The organism is Streptomyces sp. NPDC047453, from assembly GCF_040643155.1.
In the GTDB taxonomy this organism is placed as follows: domain Bacteria; phylum Actinomycetota; class Actinomycetes; order Streptomycetales; family Streptomycetaceae; genus Streptomyces.
Map to the genome: position 1 here is coordinate 168,342 of NZ_JBEYTS010000012.1, position 7,650 is coordinate 175,991.

6 protein-coding genes are annotated in these 7,650 nt (G+C 70.0%); 5 read left to right on the forward strand and 1 reads right to left on the reverse strand.

Features of this window, described 5'->3' with window-relative positions; translation table 11 throughout:
• The first annotated feature begins 248 nt into the window (after positions 1-248).
• From ABZ818_RS14415 to ABZ818_RS14430, 4 genes are read left to right on the forward strand one after another with little or no spacing between them, the layout of a single operon-like run.
• Positions 249-719 carry a formate dehydrogenase subunit gamma gene (locus tag ABZ818_RS14415; RefSeq protein ID WP_361414000.1) on the forward strand — a complete coding sequence of 157 codons (471 nt, stop codon included), beginning with the start codon at positions 249-251 and terminating at the stop codon, positions 717-719.
• On the forward strand, positions 716-2,329 hold the full coding sequence (locus tag ABZ818_RS14420) for an NADH-quinone oxidoreductase subunit NuoF (RefSeq protein WP_361414003.1): 1,614 nt from the start codon (positions 716-718) through the stop codon (positions 2,327-2,329). Before ABZ818_RS14415 ends, ABZ818_RS14420 begins: the two co-directional genes overlap by 4 nt.
• Positions 2,326-5,142 (forward strand): formate dehydrogenase subunit alpha, encoded by a 2,817-nt coding sequence (gene fdhF / locus ABZ818_RS14425; protein ID WP_361414006.1) that lies wholly within the window; start codon positions 2,326-2,328, stop codon positions 5,140-5,142. The genes ABZ818_RS14420 and fdhF overlap by 4 nt, the downstream gene beginning before the upstream one ends.
• Before the next feature lie 31 nt (positions 5,143-5,173).
• The gene (locus ABZ818_RS14430) at positions 5,174-5,380 is read left to right on the forward strand and encodes a formate dehydrogenase subunit delta (protein WP_361414009.1); all 207 of its coding nucleotides are present in this window, start codon (positions 5,174-5,176) and stop codon (positions 5,378-5,380) included.
• A 109-nt stretch (positions 5,381-5,489) separates the two neighbouring features.
• Here the strand turns inward: ABZ818_RS14430 and ABZ818_RS14435 are convergent, their stop codons facing one another.
• On the reverse strand, positions 5,490-6,506 hold the full coding sequence (locus ABZ818_RS14435; protein WP_361414011.1) for a 2-dehydropantoate 2-reductase: 1,017 nt from the start codon (positions 6,504-6,506) through the stop codon (positions 5,490-5,492).
• Positions 6,507-6,691: 185 nt separating this feature from the next.
• Here ABZ818_RS14435 and sucC point away from each other — a divergent pair.
• Positions 6,692-7,650, forward strand: a 959-nt coding sequence (gene sucC / locus ABZ818_RS14440; protein ID WP_361414014.1) for an ADP-forming succinate--CoA ligase subunit beta, incomplete at its 3' end; no start/stop codon positions are given.

A 7,650-nucleotide genomic window follows, 5' to 3' on the forward strand; every position in this document is an offset into this window, starting at 1 on the left:
GGAACGGCGCGCTCCATGAGCCTGAACACTGTATACAAACTGTAAGTAGGCGATTATGCTGCGGAGCGTTGTCCGTGCACCGACCGGGTCGGCGGAAGCGGCTGTGCCGCTGGTCACCGCCTCTGCGCATCCGCAGACGAGGGGCAAGGGTTCATGTGTTCGCGAAACCAAACTCGTACGACAGCGGCGAGGGCCTCGCGCTCGACTTCCGCGCACGCCGGTGACTGGGGGCGATCATGACCACAAGCGTGAGTGACGTACCGGTGCGAGCCGCGATCAGCGCGATCGTGGCCGCCCATCGTGGCCAACGCGGCGCGCTGCTGCCGATACTGCACGCCATCCAGGCGGAACTCGGCCATGTGCCGCAGGAGTGCGTCGCGCTGCTCGCCGACGAACTCAACCTGTCCCGGGCGGACGTGCACGGGGTGCTCTCCTTCTACCACGACTTCCGCCGCGAACCGGCGGGCCGCACCACCGTGCGCATCTGCCGGGCCGAGGCCTGCCAGGCCCTCGGCGCGGACGCCCTGGTGGCCTGTGCCCGCGACCGGGTCGGCCTCGCACCGGGGGAGACGGCGGCGGACGGCTCGGTCACCGTGGAACAGGTCTTCTGCCTCGGCAACTGCGCGCTGGGGCCGACCATCCAGGTGGACGACGCCTTGCACGGACGCGTGAACGTGGAGCGCCTGCGCTCGATCCTCGACGAGGCGGTGTCGTCGTGACGATGGATTCCCACTCTCCGGTGACGGTGTACGTCCCCCGCGACTCGGCGGCACGGTCCGTGGGAGCGGACGCGGTCGCGGACGCCCTCCGACAGGCCACCGCCGGCCAGGACCGGCCCGTCGAAGTGGTGCGCAACGGCTCCCGCGGCATGCTCTGGCTGGAGCCGCTCGTAGAGGTGGCGACACCCGCCGGCCGGGTCGGCTACGGACCGGTGACGCCTTCGGACGTGGAGAGCCTCCTCGCCGCGGGCCTCCTCGACGGCGGGGACCATCCGCTGCGGCGCGGCGTCGTCGACGAACTACCGTGGCTGGCACGGCAGAAGCGGGTCACGTTCGCCAGGATCGGGATCACCGACCCCCTCTCCACCGAGGACTACCTGCGGCACGGCGGCCTCGCCGGGCTGCGGTGCGCGCTGGGGCTGCCCCGCGCCGAGGTGATCGCCGAGGTCACCGAGTCCGGCCTGCGCGGCCGGGGCGGCGCGGGATTCCCGGCCGGCGTCAAGTGGAAGACCGTCTCCGAGTGCTCCGACGAACTGAAGTTCGTCTGCTGCAACGCCGACGAGGGCGACAGCGGGACCTTCGCGGACCGCATGGTCATGGAGGGCGACCCGTTCATGCTGATCGAGGGCATGACGATCGCCGCGCACGCGGTCGGGGCACGTGAGGGCTACGTCTACATCCGGTCGGAATACCCCGACGCCGTGGCCACGATGCGCGCCGCTATCGACATCGCGCGCCGGAACAACTGGCTCGGAGAGCGGATCCTCGGCTCCGACCTCACCTTCGACCTGCACGTCCGGGTCGGCGCCGGCGCGTACATCTGCGGCGAGGAGACCTCCATGCTGGAGAGCCTGGAGGGCAAGCGGGGCATGGTCCGCTCCAAGCCGCCCATCCCCGCGCTGGAGGGACTCTTCGGCAAGCCGACCGTCGTCAACAACGTCCTCACCCTCGCCACCGTGCCGGTGATCATGGCGCGCGGCGCGAAGGCCTACCAGGAACTCGGCGTGCAGCGCTCGCGCGGCACCCAGGTCTTCCAGCTCGGCGGCAACATCGCGCGCGGGGGCATCGTGGAGACGGCGTTCGGCGTCACCCTGCGCGAACTGGTCGAGGACTACGGCGGCGGCACACTCTCCGGGCGCCCGGTGCGCACGGTGCAGGTGGGCGGACCGCTGGGTGCCTACCTGCCGGCCTCCATGTTCGACCTGCCGATGGACTACGAGGCGTTCGCCGAGGCCGGCGCGATGCTCGGCCACGGCGGCGTCGTGGTCTTCGACGACACCGTGGACATGGCCGCGCAGGCCCGTTTCGCGATGGAGTTCTGCTCCGTGGAGTCGTGCGGCAAGTGCACGCCCTGCCGCGTCGGTTCGGTACGCGGGGTCGAGGTGATCGACCGGATCGTGGCGGGCGAGGACCGCGACGACAACCTCGCCCTGCTCGAAGACCTCTGCGAGCTGATGACCGACGGTTCGCTGTGCGCCATGGGCGGGTTGACGCCGATGCCGGTGCGCAGCGCCATCACACACTTCTCTGACGACTTCCTCGCCCGCGACGCACGCACGGCGGTGCGCACCGCGCGGACGAGCGGCGCGAGGACGGAGGACACGGCATGACCCTTCTCAAGGAACCCGACTTCGGCACCCCCGAAAGGCCCGGGGAGCCGACCGTGTCGGTCGAAGTGGACGGACTGCCCGTCACGGTCCCCGAGGACACGTCGGTGATGCGCGCGGCGGCGCTCGCCGGCATCGACATACCCAAGCTGTGCGCCACCGACAGCCTCGACGCGTTCGGATCCTGCCGGCTGTGCGTCGTGGAGATCGACGGCCGCAGGGGCACCCCCGCGTCCTGCACCACGCCGGTCGCCGACGGCATGCGGGTGCGCACCCAGACGCCCAAGGTGGAGAAGCTGCGCCAGGGCGTCATGGAGCTGTACATCTCCGACCACCCGCTGGACTGCCTGACCTGCCCGGCCAACGGCGACTGCGAGTTGCAGGACATGGCCGGCGTCGTCGGGCTGCGCCAGGTCCGGTACGGGTACGAGGGCGAGAACCATCTGGACGCCGAGGCCGACCGGAGCAACCCGTACTTCGACTTCGACCCGTCCAAGTGCATCGTCTGCTCCCGCTGCGTGCGGGCCTGCGGCGAGGTGCAGGGCACCTTCGCCCTGACCATCGAGGGCCGGGGATTCGACTCCAAGGTCTCACCCGGCGCGGGCGAGCTGTTCATGGACTCCGAGTGCGTCTCGTGCGGCGCGTGCGTCCAGGCCTGCCCGACGTCGACGCTCCAGGAGCGGTCGGTCGTCGAACTCGGCATGCCGACCCGCTCGGTCGTCACGACCTGCGCGTACTGCGGCGTCGGCTGCTCCTTCAAGGCGGAGCTGCGCGGTGACGAACTGGTCCGGATGGTGCCCTACAAGGACGGCGGGGCGAACGAGGGGCACTCCTGTGTGAAGGGCCGTTTCGCCTTCGGCTACGCGACCCACCCCGACCGGATCCTCAAGCCCATGGTCCGGGAGAGGATCACCGACCCGTGGCGCGAGGTCGAGTGGGACGAGGCCATCCGCACGGTCGCCCGGGGGATGCGCTCCATCCAGGAGCGCCACGGCTCCGGCGCGATCGGCGCCATCACCTCCTCGCGCTGCACCAACGAGGAGGTGTACGTCGTCCAGAAGATGGTCCGCGCGGCCTTCGGCAACAACAACGTCGACACCTGCGCCCGGGTCTGCCACTCCCCGACGGGATACGGGCTGAAGCAGACCTTCGGCGAGTCGGCGGGCACACAGGACTTCCGCTCGGTGGCCCAGGCCGACGTGATCGTGGTGATCGGCGCCAACCCCACCGACGGCCACCCGGTCTTCGCCTCGCGGATGAAGCGCCGGCTGCGCGAGGGCGCCCAACTCGTCGTGATCGACCCGCGCCGCATCGACCTGGTGCGCTCACCGCACATCGAGGCGGCACACCACCTCCAGCTCACCCCGAGCACCAACGTCGCCGTCATCAACGCCATGGCGCACGTGGTGGTCACCGAGGACCTCGTCGACAAGTCCTTCGTGGCGGACCGCTGCGAAGGGTTCGACGAGTGGGCGGAGTTCGTCTCCCGCCCCGAGAACAGCCCGGAGGCCACCGAGCCCATCACCGGTGTGCCCTCCGAGGAGCTGAGGGCCGCCGCCCGCCTGTACGCGCAGGCGCCCAACGGGGCCATCTACTACGGGCTCGGCGTCACCGAGCACAGCCAGGGCTCCACCATGGTCATGGGTATGGCGAACCTGGCGATGGCGTGCGGCAACATCGGCCGCGACGGCGTCGGCGTCAACCCGCTGCGCGGACAGAACAACGTTCAGGGCTCGTGCGACATGGGTTCCTTCCCGCACGAGTTCACCGGCTACCGCCATGTCTCCGACGACGCGGTCCGCACCGTCTTCGAGGACCTGTGGGGCCGCACGATCCTCGCCGAGCCCGGACTGCGGATCCCCAACATGTTCGACGCGGCGATCGACGGCTCCTTCCGCGGCCTGTTCGTGCACGGCGAGGACATCGCCCAGTCCGACCCGAACCTCAAGCACGTCACCTCCGCGCTCGAAGCCATGGAACTCGTCGTGGTACAGGATCTCTTCCTCAACGAGACGGCCAAGTTCGCCCATGTCTTCCTGCCGGGCGCCTCCTTCCTGGAGAAGGACGGCACGTTCACCAACGCCGAACGCCGGGTCAACCGGGTGCGCGCGGTGATGAAGCCGAAGACCGGCAAGCACGAGTGGCAGATCGTCTGCGAGATCGCCGCCGCCATGGGCTACCCCATGGAATACGACCACCCGGGCCAGATCATGGACGAGATCGCCCAGGTCACCCCGACCTTCCGCGGTATCTCCTACGCCTCCCTCGACAAGCTCGGCAGCATCCAGTGGCCGTGCAACGAGGAGGCGCCGGAGGGCACGCCGACCATGCACGTGGACGCATTCGTCCGCGGCAAGGGGAAGTTCGTGGTCACCACCTATCTGCCGACCAACGAGCGGACCACCTCCCGCTTCCCGCTCGTCCTGACCACGGGGCGCATCCTGAGCCAGTACAACGTCGGGGCGCAGACCCGCCGTACCGGCAACGTGGCCTGGCACCCCGAGGACCTGCTGGAACTGCACCCGCACGACGCCGAGGTGCGCGGCATCGGCGACGGCGACATGGTGACGCTGACCAGCCGCGTCGGGCAGACGACCCTGCGGGCCCAGGTGTCCGACCGGATGCCGCCGGGGGTCGTGTACACCACCTTCCACCATCCCGTGACCGGCGCCAACGTGGTGACCACGGAGAACTCGGACTGGGCGACCAACTGCCCGGAGTACAAGGTGACCGCCGTGCAGGTCGGACTCGCCCACCCGCTCGCCGGGCACGCAGCCGATCGGCTCCGCGACGACCGCCATGCGGTGGTGGACTGAGATGGCGGGCGCCGTGCCACCGGAACAGCGGATGGCGAACGACATCGCCGCGGCCTTCGGGCACCTGCCGGACGAGCAGGCCGCCGAGGCGGTCGCGGGACACATCCAGCGGTTCTGGGACCCAAGGATGCGCGCGAGGCTGGCCGAGTTCGTCGACGGGGGAGCGGAGGGACTGTCCCCCGTGATCGTCGCCGCGCTGAAGCCGGCCGTCCGGACGGACGAGACCGCCGGCGACTGACCGGTCCGTTCCCGACACCACCGCCTCATCTCCCCTCGTGGCGACGGGGAGATGAGGCGGTGGTCCGTGTGCGGCGCCGCGGGGCGGAGCCGGTGGCGGCGGGCCCGGCTCAGGCGGGTACGGCTCCCGGCGCGGCGCCGTTCCGTGCCGTGCTGCCCTGTGAACTGCACTGCGCCAGCAGGTCGGTGGCCGCGTGGACGGCGCGCAGCGTGGGCGCCTGCGCGCCGGTGATGTCGGCGAGTTCCACCACCGCGGTCACGATGGCGTCGAGTTCGAGCGGCTTGCCGGCCTCCAGGTCCTGGAGCATCGAGGTCTTGTGGTGCCCGACCCCCTCGGCGCCGCGCAGCCGCTTCTCGATCGATATGTCCGGCGTGCTGCCCACCCGCGCCGCGATGTCGAGGGTCTCCTCCATCAACTGGACGACCAGGCGCCGGGTTTGGGTGTGCTGGCAGATCTCGGCCATCGTCGCCCTGGTGAGCGCGCTGAGCGGGTTGAACACGACGTTGCCCATCAGCTTGATCCAGATGTCGTCGCGCAGGTTCGGTTCGACCGGGGCCTTCAGCCCGCCGGCGATCAAGGCCTGGCTCAACGCCGAGCAGCGTTCGGATACTTGGCCCCCGGGCTCGCCGAGGGAGAACCGGGTGCCCTCCAGATGCCGGATCACTCCGGGGGACTCGATGACGGTCGCCGGGTAGACGACGCAGCCGATGGCCCTCTCCGGCGCCAGGACGGCACTGGTGGCGCCGTCCGGGTCGACCGCCTCCACCCGCCGGCCCTCGTAGGGCCCGGCGAGCTGGTGGAAGTACCACCACGGAATGCCGTTCTGGCCGGCCACGACGGCCGTGTGGTCGGCGAGCAGCGGCTTGATGAGCGGCCCGCACGACGGGTAGGAGTGGGCCTTCAGGCCGAGGAAGACGTAGTCGACCGGACCGATCTCGGCCGGGTCGTCCGTGGCGTGCGGCCGGGCGACGAAGTCACCGCGGGGGCTCAGTACCCGTACTCCGTCGGCCCGCATGGCCCGCAGATGATCACCGCGGGCGACCAGATGCACCTCGGCGCCGCCCCGGTGCAGAGCCGCCCCGACGTACGCGCCGATCGCACCGGCTCCGAGGACCGCGATCTTCACGATGGACTCCTCTCAGTAAGAGGCTGGATACTGTATGCAATGTCGCTGCGCGGTGTCCAGGGTCCGAGGGGAGGTCATGTGCGGGGCGGGGAGTCTCGCGTATAGCTATTGCATACAGTATTCAGTTGACTTTATGCTCGCAGGGCCGCCGACGCTTCCGTGAGCGGCTTTGGGAGGCCACTTCAATGGACCTGTTCGAGTACCAAGCACGAGATCTCTTCGCCAAGCACGGTGTGCCGGTACCGGCCGGCGAGGTCGTCGACACGCCCGAGGCCGCCCGCGCGGCGGCCGAGCGCCTGGGCGGCCGGGCGGTCGTCAAGGCCCAGGTGAAGGTCGGTGGCCGCGGCAAGGCCGGTGGCGTCAAGCTGGCCGCCACCCCGGACGAGGCCGTCGCCCGCGCGACGGACATCCTCGGCATGGACATCAAGGGCCACACGGTCCAGAAGGTGATGCTGGCCCCCACGGCCGACATCCGGGACGAGTACTACGTCTCGTTCCTCCTCGACCGCACCCACCGCACCTTCCTGGCCATGGCCTCCGTCGAGGGCGGCATGGACATCGAGGAGGTCGCCGCGACCAAGCCCGAGGCCCTGGCGAAGGTCCCGGTGGACGCGCACGAGGGCGTGACGGAGAAGAAGGCGCGCGAGATCGTCGAGAAGGCCGCCTTCCCGGCCGACGTCGCCGACCAGGTGGCCGGGGTGCTGCGGCTGCTGTGGCAGGCCTTCGTCGCCTCCGACGCGCTCCTGGTCGAGGTCAACCCGCTGGTCAGGTGCGGCGAGGGCGAGATCGTCGCTATCGACGGGAAGGTGTCGCTGGACGACAACGCGGAGTTCCGTCACCCCGAGTTCGAGGAGCTCCACGACCGGGCCGCGGCCAATCCGCTGGAGGCGGCCGCCAAGGAGAAGAACCTCAACTACGTCAAGCTCGACGGTGAGGTCGGCATCATCGGCAACGGCGCGGGTCTGGTCATGTCGACCCTGGACGTCGTGGCCTACGCGGGTGAGGCCCACAAGGGTGTCAAGCCGGCCAACTTCCTCGACATCGGCGGTGGTGCCTCGGCCGAGGTGATGGCGAATGGCCTGGAGATCATCCTGGGTGACCCGGACGTGAAGTCCGTGTTCGTCAACGTGTTCGGCGGCATCAC